Here is a 14367-nt window from a genome sequence, read left to right as displayed (position 1 = left end):
GGAGGTGGCCCAACGCCCCAGGCACGGCGGGTGGCCCTATGCCCCCCGGTACGGAGGTGGCCGAGTGACCCTTGGCACGGCGGTGCCTGACCGCCCTTGGCACGGCGGGTGGCCGAGCGCCCCCGCCACGCGGGCGGCTCCGTGCGGTGCCGATCAGGCGCGGCGCTCGCCGACCCACAGGGCCAGCGCCGTGCGGTCGCGCAGGTCCAGCTTGCGCAGGATGCTCGTCACGTGGTTCTTGGCCGTGCCCTCGGTGATGAACAGGGCACGGGCGAGCTCCCGGTTGGTCGCCCCCGTGCCCACCATGCGCGCCACCTCCCACTCGCGCTCGGACAGCGCGGCGGGTCGCACGGGGGAGGGCGCGGGCGCCGGGGGAGCGGTGAGGGCGGCGACCAGGTGGTCGGCGGCCGGACCGCCCAGGACGGTCTCGCCGCGCGCCGCCTGACGGATGGCCAGCACCAGCTCGTCCGGGGGGACGTCCTTGAGCAGGTAGCCCCGGGCGCCCGCGCGCAGACCGCCGAAGACGAGCGCGTCGTCGTCGAACGTGGTGAGGATGACGGCGGGCACCCCCGGGTACTCGGCGCGCATCCTGGTGATGAGCTCGATCCCGTCCATGCGCGGCATGCGGGCGTCCACGAGGGCCACGTCCGGGGGCGGCGCCGAGGCGAGGAACTCCAACGCCTCCAGCCCGTCGGCCGCGTCGCCGACGACCTCGACCCCCTCCTCGATCTCCAGCAGCTTGCGCAGCCCCTGCCGCAGCAGGACCTGGTCGTCCACGATCAGCACCGAGACCGGCCTCATCCGCCGCTCCCGACCACGGCGGGGGCGGCGGTCCGCTCGGCGGGCACGGTCACCAGGAGCCGGAACCCTCCTCCCGGCAGGTTCTCCGTGCTCACGGAGCCGTCCACGGAGGCCACCCGCTCACGCAGACCGCGCAGCCCGAAGCCGTCGCGGGCGGCGCCCTCCTCGGCGCCGGTCCCGTTGTCGGTCACCGACAGGCGCGCGTCCTCCGCCAGGCCGCCCACCTCCACCTCGATCCGATCGCTGCCCGAGTGGCGCATCGCGTTGGTCAGCCCCTCCTGGAGCGCCCGGTAGCAGACCAGTTCCGCCTCCTGGGACAGCTGGGGCCAGGCCCCGGAGTCGGTGAAGACGATCCGCGCGCCGCCGCCGTCGAAGGACTCGGCCATCGCCCGCATGGCCGCCGTGCCCGCGTGTCCCTCCAGTTGGAGGGGGCGCAGGGCGCGCACCCAGCGGCGGGTGTCGGTGAGGGCGTCCCGGGCGAGCTCCCGGGCCTGCTCCACCTCCTCCCAGGCGTCCTCGGGGCGGGCGGTGCGGAAGCGCAGGGCGTTCGAGAGGGTCATGGCCAGGGCGGTCAGGTAGTGCCCGGTGCTGTCGTGCATCTCCCGCGACATGCGAGCCCGCTCCTCCGCGACCGTCAGCTCGCGCACCCGCTCCGCGTGGCGGCGCAGCTCCGCGTGGGCCTCCTCCAGCTCGGCCAGCAGCTCCCGGGTGCGCTCGGCCCGTTGGGAGGCCACGAGCAGGGCGACGTAGACCAGACCGGAGGCCAGCACCAGGACCAGGGCGCTGCCGGTCGTCACGAGGCCGATCAGCAGCGGGTCGCCGGGGACCACCAGGACGAGCAGGAGGTTCACCGCGCCCAGGAAGGCGGCGTAGCCGCAGGCCCCGGCGATCCCGAACACCGCGATCGCGTTCATGGTGGCCAGGCACACCAGGACCAGCACGGTGTAGTTGTTCGAGGCCAGCGAGAACACGGAGACGACCAGGAACAGGACGGTGGCCGCGCGGTGCACCCAGCCCGCCGAGGGTGACCAGGCCAGGAACGGCCACAACCCGCAGGAGACCGCCAGGCACCCGATGATCACCAGGATCACGACGTCGACCACCGGGTCGCCCGAGGGGAACAGGTCCCGATCGACGAGGAACACGAACCCGTAGGTCAGCCCGGTGGAGATCACGGCGGCCCAGAACAGCAGGTTCAGGACCCGGGGAGGGCGGTCGGCGCGCAGCGCCACCCACGAGGAGAGGTCGGGCAGGGAGTCCTTCTTCCACATTCTTCGAGAATAGCCGCGAGAGGGTTCCCGGAATGGCCCGAAGGGTCACGAATGCGGGCATGTTCCGACCATGACCTCCGGCATGTCCCACCCCCGACCAGGCACATGACCGGAGCGTGCCCCGGGCCCGATGTGTCGGCGGCGCGGAATTCCTAACGTTTCTCCCACCAAGGAATCGAGTACGTCGAAAGGTGGGAGTCACATGGTGGCGAACCCGGGGGAATCCGTCGTCGAAAGGGAAGCCGTGCCCGTTCCGTGGGTGGGGGCGGTGTTCGCCTCGCTCATGGCGCTGGTCGCGGTGGGGGTGACGGCGACACTGTGGTCGGAGCTCCCGGAGGTGGTCCCCAGCGGGAAGGTGGGGCTCGACGGCGAGCCCACGATGACCTCCCGCTGGCTGTTCGCCAGCGCGATGCCCGGGGTGATCCTGCTGCTGGTCGCGGTCCTGACCGTCGGAGCCCGCCTGGGCGCCGGGTTCCAGCGGGCCCTGCGGATGCCGGTGTTCTGGTCCGGGCGTTCGCTGGGCAGACTGCTGAACCTTCACCTGGCCGCGCTGGCGGCGTTCCTGACGGCCGTCCACGTGGTCATGCTGTACTCGGAGGCCGGGCGTGCGCTGCCGGTGTCCAGCGACCGTCTGGTGGGCCTGTTCCTGGCGGCCTTCCTGGTCGCCCTCGGCCTGCTGGCCCTGGTGCTGCGCACCCGCAGGGGTCACGACACCCCCGCCGTCCGCTGGTGGAACCGGGCGCGCTGGTTCGTGGGCGGAGGCGTGACGGCGGTCGGGGTGGTCACGGGAGTCGCCTGCGTGCTCGCCCCGGACCCCCGGTGGGCGGCGCTCACGGGGGTGCTGCTGATGCCCGCGATCCTGCTGGGGTGCGCGGCGCCGTTCGTCGGGAACCAGGCGTGGCGGAAGCCGGCCGCCTAGAGCGCGGTGGTGTTGACCACGATCCCGTCGTGGTCGCTGTAGAGCCACTCTCCCGGTTTGAAGGTGACGTCCCCGAAGGTGACCGGCACGTCCTCGCGTCCGGCGGCGTCCTTGAGGGACTTGCGGGGGTTGGAGCCGAGGGCCTTCACCCCGAGCTCCAGCCCGCCGAGGGCGACGGTGTCGCGGACGGCGCCGTTGATGACGACCCCGGCCCAGCCGTTGTGTACGGCGGCCTCCGCGATCATGTCGCCCATCAGGGCGGTGCGCAGGGAGCCGTTGCCGTCCACCACCAGGACGGCCCCCGCACCGGGGGAGTGGAGGATTCGCTTGACCAGCCCGTTGTCCTCGTGGCAGCGCACGGTGCGGATCGGACCGGAGAACACCTCGTGCCCCCCGTACTGCCGGAACTGCGTGGAACAGCTGCGCAGGGTGTCGCCGTGGTCGTCGATGAGGTCCGCCGTGGTGAAGCTCGTGGCCATGACAACTCCGGTCCGTGAGGTGTGAGTGGACGGGCCCCAAGTTACTTGCTGGTAGAGCGCCGGGTCCCGACCGGGGTCTTTGGTGGGTGGACCGTGTCTCTTTCGTCGGTTTCGGGCTTCCACGGTCTCAAGGGGGTTCGACGGATGACAGGATAAGGACCTTCCCGTCATTCGCTCGTGGGAGTCCCGTCACCGGGCCGTCGCCCCGTCTTCCCCCTGCCGTCAGGGCGACTCTCCTCCCCGTACGACCCCTGGAGAGAGATGGTCTCCGACATCTTCGCCGTCAGCGCTTCCTGGTCACGGTCCGTGATCGAGTTCGCCGACGGGCTCGACCCCTGGATGCAGACGGCCGCGGAATGGGGCACCGACCTGTTCCTCGGTGTGTTCGCGATCCTCTTCCTCATGGCCTGGTGGCGCGCGCGGTCCGTCAGCTCGCGCCTGGTCGGCCTGGCCCTCTTCGCGCCGGTCGCCACGGTCATCGCCTACGCGGTCAGCCGGACCATCAAGTCGTTCTTCGAACAGCTGCGCCCCTGCCAGGCCATGACGGACCTGAACACCATCGCCACGTGCGACCCGATCGGTGACTGGTCCTTCCCGAGCAACCACGCCGCCATCGCCGGTGCCGCGGCCGCCGCCGTGATCGTCGCCTGGCGCCGCTTCGCCGTCGTCGCGGCCGTCTTCGCCGTCCTGGAGGCCTTCTCCCGGGTCTTCGTCGGCGCCCACTACCCGCACGACGTGACCGTGGGCCTCCTGGTCGGCGCCCTCGTCGCCACCCTGGTCTCCCTGCTGGCCGCCCGCCCGATGACCGCCGTCGTCGACAAACTGGCCCAGAACGACCGCCTGCGCCCCCTGCTGCTCACCGAGGACGCGGCCCACGGCCCCCAGGCCGAGCGGACCCGCGAGAACGCCCACAGCGACGCCTGACCCTTCCTCCCCCTCCACGTGTGCCCCGTCCCCCCGGCGGGGCACACGTGCGTCCGGGGGCGGGAGGTCTGCGGGCCGGACGGCGGGTGAGACCCCTCTCAACGGTGGCCGCCCTCGGCGTGGGGGACCGGCGTGCACCGGCTGGTGCGGGTGCTCCTGCGGGACTGAGGGCGTGCCACGACCGGTACCGGCGGGGGCCGAGAGCGTTGCGGGGCGGGTCACGGTCACGGGGGAGAGCGCAGCTGACACACTGGTGAGGTGGGTACTCAACAGACTTCAGCAGAGCTCTTCCAGCGGGCGGCCGCCGTCGTTCCCGGCGGCGTGAACTCGCCCGTGCGCGCCTTCGGGGCGGTCGGCGGCACCCCGCCGTTCTTCGTCAAGGGCGAAGGCCCCTACCTCACGGACTCCGACGGTCGCCAGTACGTCGACCTCGTCTGCTCGTGGGGGCCGCTCGTCCTCGGGCACGCCGCCCCGAGCGTGGTGGAGGCCCTCCACGGCGCCGTCGCGGCCGGGACCTCCTACGGCGCCCCGACCCCCGGTGAGGTCGAGCTCGCGGAGCTGATCGTCGAGCGCACCCCCGTGGAGAAGGTCCGCCTGGTCAACTCCGGGACCGAGGCCACCATGTCCGCGATCCGCCTCGCGCGCGGGTTCACCGGGCGCAGCAAGATCATCAAGTTCGCGGGCAACTACCACGGCCACGTCGACGCCCTCCTGGCCGCCGCCGGTTCCGGCCTGGCCACGTTCGCCCTGCCGGACTCCCCGGGGGTCACCGGAGCCAGCGCCGCCGACACCCTGGTGCTCCCCTACAACGACGTCGAGGCCGTGGAGCGGGCCTTCGCCGAGCACGGCGACGAGATCGCCTGCGTCATCGCGGAGGCCTGCCCCGCCAACATGGGCGTGGTCCCGCCCAGGGCCGGGTTCAACGCCCGCCTCAAGGAGATCGCGCACGCCCACGGGGCCCTGCTGGTCCTCGACGAGGTCCTCACCGGCTTCCGCGTCAGCGCCTCCGGCTGGTTCGGCCTGGAGGGCGTGACCCCCGACCTCATGACCTTCGGCAAGGTCATGGGCGGCGGCCTGCCCGCCGCGGCCTTCGGCGGACGCGCCGAGATCATGGACCGCCTCGCCCCGAACGGCCCCGTGTACCAGGCGGGGACGCTCTCCGGGAACCCGCTGGCCACGGCGGCGGGCCTGGCCACGCTGCGGGGCGCCACACCCGAGGTCTACGCGCACATCGACCGGGTCTCCGCCCAGGTCGAGAGCGAGATCTCCAAAGCGCTCGCCGCCGAGGGCGTGACCCACCGCATCCAGGGCGGCGGCAACCTGTTCACGGTCTTCTTCACCGACCGCGAGGTCACCGACTTCGACAGCGCCCGCACGACGGACACCAAGGTGTTCGCCGCGTTCTTCCACTCCATGCTCGAACAGGGCGTCTACCTGCCGCCCGCCGCGTTCGAGGCGTGGTTCTTCTCCTCCGCGCACGACGAGGCCGCCGTCGGCAGGGTGATCGACGCCCTGCCCGCGGCCGCCCGGGCCGCGGCACAGGCCCAGTCCCAGGGCTGACCCGACCCGCACCTCGGAAGGATCCTCCACCATGACCACGACCACCGTCGTCCACCTGCTCCGGCACGGTGAGGTGTACAACCCCGAGAAGGTCCTCTACGGCCGACTCCCCGACTACCACCTGAGCGACCAGGGGCAGCGGATGGCGGAGATGGCCGCCGACTGGTTCGAGGGCCACGACATCGCCGCCCTGTACTCGTCGCCGCTGGACCGTACCCAGGAGACCGCCGTCCCGCTCCAGAAGGCGTTCGACCTCCCGGTGACCCTGGACGACCGGCTCATCGAGGCGGCCAACAAGTTCGAGGGGATGGCGCTGTCCTCCAAGTCGGCGCGCGACCCGCAGGTGCTCAGGCGCCTGTACAACCCCTTCCGGCCCTCGTGGGGCGAGCCCTACCAGGACATCGTCAACCGGATGGTCGAGGTCATCAAGGTCGTCCGGCGGGCCGCCTGGGGACGTGAGGCCGTGTGCGTCAGCCACCAGCTCCCGATCTGGATGTCCCGCCGGGCCGCCGAGGGCAGGCGCCTGTGGCACCGGCCGGACCTGCGGGAATGTAACCTCGCCAGTGTCACGTCGCTGACCTTCGCGGATCAGCGACTGGCCAGTGTCAGCTACGCCGAACCGGCCGCCGTCCTCTACGGCGAGGGTCCGTCTCTTCCCGGGGCGTGATCCGCCCGGGTTGCCCGTAGCGGTAAGCTGGGCCCACGGGTGCGGTAGACGTGTGTACCAGTGACCGTCGTCCTCCCCGGGGCCCGCCCCGGTCGCACCGGCCACCCGCGCTGCGCGCGCGTGTGCCCGGGCGAGCCCAGCAACCGCATCCGAGCCAGCAGGTGTTCGTCACCAGTGGTTCGGCATGTCCGTACTCACTCGTCAGCGAGAAGGTGATCCCATGGGTTCCGTCATCAAGAAGCGCCGCAAGCGGATGGCGAAGAAGAAGCACCGCAAGCTGCTCAAGCGCACGCGTGTGGCGCGTCGCAACAAGAAGTAGGAGCGTTCGCGACGTAGGTCGTCTCTCCGCGGGCGCGGGCGGGCCGTTGGCACGCCCCGGACGCGGAGACACTTCACTTCCCTTGCCCGGCGTCGGCCGGGGAACGGAATTTTCCGGGTGTACCACTGTTGTGACCCATGGGTCATCCTCACCGGTTCGCCTCCGACGGGGGTGAGCGGTTCGTGGCCCATCCGGACCACCACCGTCTCCTTCCAAGGAACGTGTCTCCATGGCTCGTGTCGTACTCGTCACCGGGGTCTCCAGCCCCCTCGCTGCCGGGGTCGCCCAGACCCTGAGCCAGGGACCCGGTGTGCACCGGGTGATCGGCGCGGACTCCGCTCCTCCGCCGAGCGGCACCACGGGGGTCGAGTACCAGCACGTCGACCTGCACGACGGCAGCCTGGACCGCATCGTCGCCGAGTCCGGCGCCGAACTGGTCCTGCACCTGGGCCTGGACACCGCGAACGACCCCAACCGCGAGGACAACCTCCTGGGGACCATGCGGGTCCTGGGCGCCGCCCAGCGCTCCTCCACCGTCCGGCGGCTGGTGGTGCGCTCCAGCGCCACCCTGGACGCCGACGACGCGGCCGAGGTCGAACGGCACACCCGTGGCCTCCAGCGCCGCCGCCCGGACCTGTCCGTGGCCGTCCTGAGGTTCGCCAACCTCATCGGTCCCTCCGTGGACACCCCACTCACCCGTTACATGGACTCCCGTGTCGTGCCCACCGTCATGGGCCGCGACCCGCGCGTGCAGTTCCTGCACGAGGACGACGGAGCCGAGGCCCTCGTCCGCATGGCGCTGAGCGACGAGACCGGCTTCTTCGACGTCTCCGGGGCCGACACGGTCCCGCTCTCCGACTGCCTGCGCCGCGTCGGCGGCCAGCGCCTCCCGGTCCCCGCACGCGGCCTCAGGGTGCTGCGCGGTGTCGCCAGGCACGGCCGGATCGACTACGCCAGCTCCAGCTCCGCCCGCGCGGTGCGCGGGGGGCTGAACGCCCCGCGCCTGGACCCCGCGCCGCTGTGCCGGGCCCTGGACTGGGTGCCCTCCTACAGCTCCATCGAGGCCTTCGAGTCCTACGCGCACAGCCGGGGCGGTGCGCACCGGGGATCCGGGCTCCGTCCGATCCACGTGCTGGCCCTGGCCCGCGCCACTCTGGGCCGGTAGCCTCCCCCGCGTCACCCCGGGCCGGTGGCGGCCCCGTGGCTCACCGGTCGCGCATCTCGTCGGCCCAGGCCCGCGGACCGGCCGCGACCCCGCACGGTCCCGCTCGGGCAGTCGTTCCGTCGCGCGCCGTAGCGGCGCGGCCCGCGCCGCCACCAGGGTCTCCACCGACGTCGCGGTTAGGCTCGGTGGCAGGCACCGTGACGGGGCTCCCCGCCCCGACTGACGGAGGAGAGGCGCCATGCCCAGGAACAGCCCGGAGCCGGACCGGACGGAGTTCCTCGAACCCCATCCCTACGGTTACCTGTACGTCGGCGCGCGCGTGGCGCCTCCCGCACACGGCGCCCTCGTCCGGCGCGACAAGGAGCGGGAACGCGCGCTGGCGCGGTTCCGGGTGCTCGCCGACGAGCTGGAGGAGCTGCCCGCGGTGGTCGCGACCACGGTCTACGAGGCCGTGCTCATGCCGCCGCTGGAGGGCGCTCCGGGCCACGACGTCGTCCTGCTCGTCACGGTGGCGTCCCCCGACCGGCTGGCGGACGTGCTGGGCTCCGACGCCTACCGCCAGCTGGACGGCGAGCCGCTGATGACCGCGCGCAACATCCGCCGTATCGGTGTCACCGGCGACGACCCCTCGGCCACGTACCTGCTCAACCACTTCACGGCCCCGGACCCCGAGCGGGCCGTCGCGGTCTGGGAGGACCTGGCCCGCTGGTACGTCGACAAGGCGGGGGTGGACAACTCCACCCTGCTCCAGCCGCTGGACGAGTCGCCCTACGCGCTCGTCAACCACGTGCGCCTGCCCGGCGGGCCGGTGCGCTTCCTGCTCACCCAGCTCGTCAGGCCGAGCTTCCGCACGAGGGTCCGCGCGGCCCTCCGGGGCGAGGGCATGAGCGCCCTGCCAGTGTTCTACCGACGGCGCTGACGGCGGTGCGCCCGTGAGCGCCCGTGCGCCTCTGTCGCGTGCCAGCGCACTCCCAGGGGTACGGACCCGGCTTCCGGCGTGCTCAGCGCAGACTGAGCGCTCTGCGGTGTCTGACGGCGCGTACGGCCACCGCACCGGCCACGGCGCCCGCCACGGCGGCGGGAACGGCCACCTTCAGCGCCGCCCGGTGCTTGCGGAAGTCGTGCACCGGCCACTCGTGGGTGCGCGCGTACCGGCGCAGGTCGCCGTCCGGGTTGACCGCGTGGGGGTCACCGACCAACGACAACAGCGGCAGGTCGTTCGAGGAGTCGCTGTAGGCCGAGCAGGCCGCCAGGTCCCACCCCTCCTTGTCGGCCAGCGCGCGCACCGCCACGGCCTTGGCCGGGCCGTGCATGAGATCGCCGTTCAGCCGGCCCGTGTAGACGCCGTCGACGCACTCGGCCTCGGTGCCCAGCGCCCCGGTCAGTCCCAGACGGCGACGGATGATCTGGGCCAGCTCCACCGGGGTCGCGGTGACCAGCCACACCGGTCGGCCCGCGTCCAGGTGCTCCTGCACGAGCGCGCGCGTGCCCTCCCAGATGCGGTCGGCCATGGTGTCGTCGTAGATCTCCTCGCACAGGGTGACCAGGTCCTCGACCCCGTGACCGGCGACGAAGGCCAGGGCCGCCTCGCGCGCGGCGTTGATGTGTTCGGGCTGCTCGCTGCCGGTCACCCGGAACACCGTCTGCCCCCACGCGAACCGCATGAGGTCCCGGGTGGTGAAGAGGTCCCTGGAGGCCAGGCCGCGGGCGAAGTGGTAGATCGACGCGCCTCGCATGAGCGTGTTGTCCACGTCGAAGAACGCGGCTCCGGGGCCGACCGGTTTCGGGGAAACGGCGTCGTGTGACACGGTTCTCTCCTGGCTGTGGTGGGGGAGGCAGCCCTCCGGATGTCCGGGGTGGCGCTTCCCCGCGTACTGCGAGCTTATGACCACCCACGGGTGCCGAGCCGCGACAGGGCGAGGGCGTCAAACCTGGTGATGAAGGTCACAGTGTAGATCGGGGTTCTGGCCTCCACTCTGCGGGATCTTCCCGGTCACCGTGCCGCCGAAGGTGCACGCGGTGCACATCCACCCTTTGCGGTGCAGCATCATGGTCGGGATGGTCACGGTAGGACTGACATTCATCAGCGCGTTGGTGGGCTGGAGCGCCACCGCCGCGCTGACCGCGTATGCCCAACGCCGTCCCAGTGTCTCCGCGATCGCCTGGCTGGTCGCGTCCCTGGGGGTGACGGTCGGCCTCAGCGCGGCGGTCATCGGGGTGCTCTTCGACTTCGGACAGGTCACCTTCCGTCTGTTCCACATCGGTGTCAGCCTCCTGGCCCCGCTCTACGCGGCCTGGGGCGCCCTGGAGTTCGCGGTCCGTTCACCCAACGGCCGCTTCGCCGCGCGCCTCTTCGTCACCGCCCTGACCATCGTTCCCCTGGTGGTGCTCAGCGTCGACCGCATCAGCGGCCGGTTCGACGCGGCCTTCCCCCCGCTGGGAGAGCACTACGACCTCATCCCTCGCGCGCTCGTCAACGGCGTGCAGGGCTTCGTCGCCGTCCTCCTCGTCCTCGCGGTCGTCGCCGTGGCGCGCCGCGGACTCCGGGGCCCCGGCCGGAGCGACCTGGCCGTGCTGGGTCTGGTCGCGCTCGCCGTGCTCCTCTCCGTCGTGGTCGGACGCATGGGGCTGGGCGTCCTCGGTCCGCTGCTGGTCCTCGGTGCCGTCTCCTCCCTCTGGGGTGCCGGGGCGCTGGCCGCCAAGCCGCGCCGCGACCCCTACGACGACGAGTACGACGACTACTACGACGACGAGTACGACGACGAAGACGAACTCGACGACGAGCCCCAGGAGGAGCCCGTGCGCCGCAAACGCCGCAACGCCGAGAACTACGACGACCTCTACGAGGGCGCGCCCGCCACCCCGCCCAGCAAGCTCCGCGGCGTCATCACGATCTACACGCTCGCCGACGGCCAGGGCGGCGGGTTCGACCAGCTCGCCAACGCCGTCGTGGCCGAGGTCTCCAAACGGGAACCGGACACCCTGCTGTTCGCCTCGCACACCGTTCCCAGCGCACCCCTGCAGCGCATCGTCTACGCGATCTACCGGGACGAACTCGCCCAGTCCGAGCACGAGCAGCAGCCGCACGTCATGGAGTTCACACGGCGCCTCTCCGGGCACGTGGTGGCCACCAACGTGATCGAGCTCTCCCTCTCGGGCGCCGCCGCCACGGACGGCCTCGCAGCGCTGCTGATGCCCCGCTGACCAGGCGTTCCACGCCGTCGTCGATCCCTCCGGCACGATCCGGGGGGACCCCGTACCGCCCGCGCCGACGCCCCGGACGCAACCAACTCCGGGCGCCCCGCGTCCCACCTCGGGTGAAGTACCCTTCCCTACAGGTTTTTCATGACCGGTGCCCGTCGGGCGCCGATGGCGTGTGACCGAGACCGGCCGGATGACCCAGCCGAGAGCCGCGCCGGAGCCAAAGAAAGTTGCTGGGAGCCCCGATGCGTAAGTTCCTTGTCGTCTTCCTGATCCTGCTCGCCGCGCTCGTCGTGGTGGCGGACGTCGGAGCGCGTTCGTTCGCGCAGAGCACCCTGGCCGGGCGTCTGGCCGACCAGATGGAGATGTCCGAGGACCCGGACGTGTCCATCGAGGGGTGGGCCTTCCTCCCCCAGGTGATCAGCGGCACGTACACCGAGGTCAACATCGAGGCCGACAGCGCCACGATGGGCGGCGTGACGGTGGAGAAGATCGAGGCCACCGCCTCCGACGTCGAGGCGCCCCTGAGCGACCTCATGGACCAGCCCACGGTGACCGCGGGCCAGGTGGACGGTTCCTTCGTGGTGCCCTACGCCTACTTCAACCCGTACCTGCCCGAGGGCATGACCATCACCACCGAGAACGGCGAGCCCCGCATCAACGGCGAGCTGGCCGTGCCCGAGCTGGGCCGGAGCGTCTCCGTCTCCAGCGCCGGGGAGTTCAGCGTCGACGGCGACACCCTGCACGTCACCCCGGTCGACATCGAGGTGGCGGACGTCCCCCTCAACGTGGACGCCATGGTCTCGACCATGCTGACCTTCAGCGCGCAGGTGCCCGAGCTGCCCTTCGGCCTGACCGCCAAGGAGATGGAGGCCACCTCCAACGGCCTCAAGATCACCGGCACCGGCAACGACGTTCCCCTGATGGGCTCCGAGGCCGTCTGATGACCCCGGCGGCGGAGACGCTCGGCCCCGACGATCTCGGTGCCGAGCTGGGCGCGAGGGCCACCCTCGTGCAGTTCTCCAGCGCCTTCTGCCAGCCCTGCCGCGCCACCCGCCGTGTCCTGGAGGACGTGGCGGGCATGGTCGAGGGGGTGGCGCACGTGGAGGTCGACGCCGAGTCCCGGCTGGACCTCGTACGTCGGCTGGAGGTCCACGGGACCCCCACGGTGTTCGTGCTGGACACCGGTGGCCGGGTGGTCCGCCGGGCCGGGGGGCAGCCCCGCAAGGCCGACGTGATCGCCGCCCTGGGCGAGGCGGTGCTCTGACGGGCGGCCCCGCGACGCCGCCGCCACCGCTCCGGGCGTCCCACATCCTGGGACGCCCGTCCTGTGATCCAGGACACCCGTGACAAGGTCGCGGTGCGGCCTGTAGCGTCTAGGACGTGACTTCCTTGACGAGCGCGTATCTGACGAAGCGACGAGCGGTGGACTTCTGCCGCGTCGCTGCCGCGCTCTGTCCGTGTCCCTAGGGCGGACGGGCCCTCCGAGCCCCCGCTCGCTCCGTGCGACCGGCCCCTTCCGCGTACGCGCTGGGAACGACGGCGTTCACCCGTCGTTCGCCCCGGACCCCGACCACACCCGACGGTTCCCTCCCCTCCGTCGCCACCGTCGGTGACCCCGGGAACATCCTCCGTCGTACCCGGAACGGCTCGCCACCGCCGCGACCGCCCTTTCCCACGCGTAGTGCCTCTCCCGCGCCCTTCCGCGCCACCGGTGGATGTTTCGGTGGCCGTCGGGGGCGGGGAGGCCGCCCCGAAACCCCTGTTCCGGGCACCGCGCCCCCGGAACGCGACGCACCGACCGCACACGCGACACCGCACAGAAAGCACAGGAGGTTCCTCATGAGCCGCTCCGACGTCCTCGTGGACGCCGCTTGGGTGGAGGCTCACCTGGACGACGCCAACGTCGTCCTGGTCGAGGTGGACGAGGACACGTCCGCCTACGACAAGGGCCACATCCCCGGCGCTGTCAAGATCGACTGGAAGACGGACCTCCAGGACCCGGTCCGCCGCGACTTCGTGGACCGCACCGGCTTCGAGAAGCTGCTGTCCGCCAAGGGCATCGGCAACGACGACCAGGTCATCCTGTACGGCGGCAACAACAACTGGTTCGCCGCCTACGCGTACTGGTACTTCAAGCTCTACGGCCACGACAACGTCCGCCTGCTCGACGGCGGCCGCAAGAAGTGGGAGCTCGACTCCCGCGAGCTCGTGGAGGAGGTCCCGGAGCGGGCCGCCACCGAGTACAAGGCCCAGGAGCAGGACTCCTCGATCCGCGCCTTCCGCGACGAGGTCGTCGAGGCCATCGGTACCAAGGACCTGGTCGACGTCCGCTCGCCCGACGAGTTCACCGGCAAGCTGCTGGCCCCCGCGCACCTGCCGCAGGAGACCTCGCAGCGCCCGGGGCACATCCCGACCGCGCGCAACATCCCGTGGGCCAAGACCGCCAACGAGGACGGCACCTTCAAGACCGCCGACGAGCTGCGCGAGCTGTACACCGAGGCCGGGGTGGACCTCGACAAGGACATCATCGCGTACTGCAGGATCGGCGAGCGCTCCTCGCACACCTGGTTCGCCCTGCACGAGATCGTCGGACTGGAGAACGTCAAGAACTACGACGGCTCCTGGACCGAGTACGGCTCCCTGGTGGGCGTCCCGGTCGAGCTCGGAGAGGCTGAGGCCAAGTGAGCGACAGCTGCGGAGCACCCGAGGGCGGCGTGGCCCTGGCCGACGTCGACGCGGGCAACCAGGCGGTCATCCAGGGCACGGTCACCCGTGAGGGTCAGCCCCTGCGTGGCGCCTACGCCCGTCTGCTGAACTCCTCCGACGACTTCGTCGGGGAGGTGGCCACCGGTGACGAGGGCACCTTCCGCTTCTTCGCCGCCGACGGCGAGTGGAAGCTGCGGGTCCTGGCCTCCCAGGGCTTCACCGGCGAGTACACGGTGACGGCCGAGGTCGGCAAGGTCATCGACGTCCAGGTCGAGGCCTGACAGCAGGACCACCGCGGGGGGGGGGGGGGGGGGGGGGGGGGGGGGGGGGGGGGGGGGGGGGGGGGGGGGGG

General features: G+C 71.8%; 17 protein-coding genes. 13 read left to right on the top strand and 4 right to left on the bottom strand.

Annotated features, from left to right (window positions below):
• Positions 1-153: 153 nt before the first annotated feature.
• Both ACRWK8_RS23250 and ACRWK8_RS23245 read right to left on the bottom strand, forming a co-directional pair.
• Entirely contained in the window at positions 154-801 is a 648-nt protein-coding gene (locus ACRWK8_RS23250) for a response regulator transcription factor (RefSeq protein WP_378737995.1), read from the bottom strand.
• Complete coding sequence (locus ACRWK8_RS23245; protein WP_378737993.1) at positions 798-2072, bottom strand: sensor histidine kinase; 1275 nt, start codon at positions 2070-2072, stop codon at positions 798-800. Before ACRWK8_RS23245 ends, ACRWK8_RS23250 begins: the two co-directional genes overlap by 4 nt.
• Positions 2073-2274: 202 nt before the next feature.
• Between ACRWK8_RS23245 and ACRWK8_RS23240 the strand changes: the two genes are divergently transcribed.
• Positions 2275-2991 carry a hypothetical protein gene (locus ACRWK8_RS23240; RefSeq protein WP_378737991.1) on the top strand — a complete coding sequence of 239 codons (717 nt, stop codon included), beginning with the start codon at positions 2275-2277 and terminating at the stop codon, positions 2989-2991.
• Here ACRWK8_RS23240 and rraA read toward each other — a convergent pair.
• Entirely contained in the window at positions 2988-3470 is a 483-nt protein-coding gene (gene rraA / locus ACRWK8_RS23235; protein ID WP_431872869.1) for a ribonuclease E activity regulator RraA, read from the bottom strand. The two genes, ACRWK8_RS23240 and rraA, sit on opposite strands and share 4 nt — an antisense overlap.
• Before the next feature lie 261 nt (positions 3471-3731).
• Between rraA and ACRWK8_RS23230 the strand changes: the two genes are divergently transcribed.
• The 6 genes from ACRWK8_RS23230 to ACRWK8_RS23205 all read left to right on the top strand — a co-directional run bounded on the left by ACRWK8_RS23230 (position 3732) and on the right by ACRWK8_RS23205 (position 9024).
• Positions 3732-4394 carry a phosphatase PAP2 family protein gene (locus ACRWK8_RS23230; protein WP_431872867.1) on the top strand — a complete coding sequence of 221 codons (663 nt, stop codon included), beginning with the start codon at positions 3732-3734 and terminating at the stop codon, positions 4392-4394.
• 258 nt (positions 4395-4652) lie between these two features.
• Positions 4653-5954, top strand: coding sequence for a glutamate-1-semialdehyde 2,1-aminomutase (hemL, locus tag ACRWK8_RS23225; RefSeq protein WP_378737985.1), 1302 nt, complete (start codon positions 4653-4655; stop codon positions 5952-5954).
• 31 nt (positions 5955-5985) lie between these two features.
• A complete protein-coding gene (locus ACRWK8_RS23220; protein WP_378737983.1) occupies positions 5986-6621 on the top strand; it encodes a histidine phosphatase family protein in 636 nt (211 codons plus the stop codon).
• Between the two features lie 220 nt (positions 6622-6841).
• On the top strand, positions 6842-6940 hold the full coding sequence (locus ACRWK8_RS23215; RefSeq protein ID WP_013155353.1) for a 30S ribosomal protein bS22: 99 nt from the start codon (positions 6842-6844) through the stop codon (positions 6938-6940).
• Between the two features lie 229 nt (positions 6941-7169).
• Complete coding sequence (locus tag ACRWK8_RS23210; protein ID WP_378737981.1) at positions 7170-8105, top strand: NAD-dependent epimerase/dehydratase family protein; 936 nt, start codon at positions 7170-7172, stop codon at positions 8103-8105.
• A gap of 238 nt (positions 8106-8343) precedes the next feature.
• On the top strand, positions 8344-9024 hold the full coding sequence (locus ACRWK8_RS23205; protein ID WP_431872864.1) for a hypothetical protein: 681 nt from the start codon (positions 8344-8346) through the stop codon (positions 9022-9024).
• A gap of 82 nt (positions 9025-9106) precedes the next feature.
• Here the strand turns inward: ACRWK8_RS23205 and ACRWK8_RS23200 are convergent, their stop codons facing one another.
• Entirely contained in the window at positions 9107-9913 is an 807-nt protein-coding gene (locus ACRWK8_RS23200; protein WP_378737975.1) for an HAD family hydrolase, read from the bottom strand.
• A gap of 241 nt (positions 9914-10154) precedes the next feature.
• Between ACRWK8_RS23200 and ACRWK8_RS23195 the strand changes: the two genes are divergently transcribed.
• The 6 genes from ACRWK8_RS23195 (at position 10155) to ACRWK8_RS23170 (ending at position 14296) form a co-directional block, all read left to right on the top strand.
• Positions 10155-11309 (top strand): putative quinol monooxygenase, encoded by a 1155-nt coding sequence (locus tag ACRWK8_RS23195; RefSeq protein WP_378738321.1) that lies wholly within the window; start codon positions 10155-10157, stop codon positions 11307-11309.
• Between the two features lie 242 nt (positions 11310-11551).
• Positions 11552-12250: an LmeA family phospholipid-binding protein gene (locus ACRWK8_RS23190; protein WP_378737973.1), complete on the top strand. Its 699-nt coding sequence runs from the start codon at positions 11552-11554 to the stop codon at positions 12248-12250.
• A complete protein-coding gene (locus ACRWK8_RS23185) occupies positions 12250-12573 on the top strand; it encodes a TlpA family protein disulfide reductase (protein ID WP_378737971.1) in 324 nt (107 codons plus the stop codon). Before ACRWK8_RS23190 ends, ACRWK8_RS23185 begins: the two co-directional genes overlap by 1 nt.
• Positions 12574-12689: 116 nt before the next feature.
• The gene (locus tag ACRWK8_RS23180; protein ID WP_355267795.1) at positions 12690-12776 is read left to right on the top strand and encodes a putative leader peptide; all 87 of its coding nucleotides are present in this window, start codon (positions 12690-12692) and stop codon (positions 12774-12776) included.
• Positions 12777-13148: 372 nt separating this feature from the next.
• Positions 13149-13994 (top strand): sulfurtransferase, encoded by an 846-nt coding sequence (locus ACRWK8_RS23175; protein WP_378737969.1) that lies wholly within the window; start codon positions 13149-13151, stop codon positions 13992-13994.
• The gene (locus tag ACRWK8_RS23170; protein WP_378737967.1) at positions 13991-14296 is read left to right on the top strand and encodes a DUF1416 domain-containing protein; all 306 of its coding nucleotides are present in this window, start codon (positions 13991-13993) and stop codon (positions 14294-14296) included. The genes ACRWK8_RS23175 and ACRWK8_RS23170 overlap by 4 nt, the downstream gene beginning before the upstream one ends.
• The last annotated feature ends 71 nt before the right edge of the window (positions 14297-14367 follow it).

Origin of the sequence: Nocardiopsis eucommiae (genome assembly GCF_965344335.1) — a bacterium.
GTDB classification, from domain to species: domain Bacteria; phylum Actinomycetota; class Actinomycetes; order Streptosporangiales; family Streptosporangiaceae; genus Nocardiopsis; species Nocardiopsis eucommiae.
The sequence above is the reverse complement of the archived record's forward strand: the minus strand, read 5'-3'. Positions and strand labels throughout refer to the sequence as shown.